Raw genomic sequence first — 928 nt, 5'->3', positions numbered from 1 at the left:
TATTGTCATTTTTCATTTTTAAAGAAACTTATTTTCATGGTAGTTTAAGTACAAACCTTCACAATCTGCTTCTTTTATCAACCCAAAAACATTGAAAAATTAGTGAAATCCTATTTCTATTTATTGCTTAATTTAATTTATTAGATAAGTTTTCCATAATTTCAACACTCATTGAAGTTAAATCTATTTTTCCAAATGAAAACAACCATCTTTATGGCTTAAGGACCACTTTAATACATCCATCTGTCCTTGTATCAAACACTTCATACCCATGCTTTGCTTGGTCAATTGGAAGTACATGGGTTACAACATCGCCAGGATCTACTTTTCCTTCTGATATTAGTTTATAAAGGTAGGGCATATAAGGAATAACAGGAGCCTGTCCGGTTTTAATATCCACGTTTCTTTGGAAAATATCTCCTAGGGGGAATCCATTATAACGGCCGCCATAAACGCCTGTTATTTGTATGGTTCCCGCCTTACGCACGGCTTGGGACGCAATTACAATCCCTCCCATGGCTCCCCCATGTAATTTAAGACCCGATGCAAGATATTCCATCGGAGTCATTTTGCCACTCATCCCGGAACAGTCAATAACGATATCTGCACCACCTTTAGTGATTTCTTTAAGGTATTCGCCAGTGTTTTCATATTGTGCAAAATTTACGGTTTCGACTTTATTCGTCCTTTTTGCATGCTCTAAACGATAATCGAGATGGTCGACAGCAATCACTCTTTTCGCCCCTTTTAACCAAGCGAATTTTTGAGTAAGTAAACCTACAGGACCACAGCCTAAAACGATAACCGTATCGCCAGATTTAACACCTGCGTGATCTACACTCCAGAATGCTGTGGATGCTGCATCAGCGAGCAACACCAATTTTTCATCTTCTACCTCGCAGTCTTCTGGGATTTTGAAAGGGGTAAA

At 38.4% G+C, this 928-nt stretch carries 1 protein-coding gene; it reads right to left on the bottom strand.

Translation table 11 applies throughout. From position 1 onward, the window contains the following. Window positions 1–211 precede the first annotated feature (211 nt). Window positions 212–928 (bottom strand): zinc-binding dehydrogenase (locus ADA55_RS26285; protein ID WP_048683117.1); only part of this gene is annotated, 717 nt, incomplete at its 5' end.

Origin of the sequence: Bacillus sp. 220_BSPC (genome assembly GCF_001054655.1) — a bacterium.
In the GTDB taxonomy this organism is placed as follows: domain Bacteria; phylum Bacillota; class Bacilli; order Bacillales; family DSM-1321; genus Peribacillus; species Peribacillus frigoritolerans.
The sequence above is the reverse complement of the archived record's forward strand: the minus strand, read 5'-3'. Positions and strand labels throughout refer to the sequence as shown.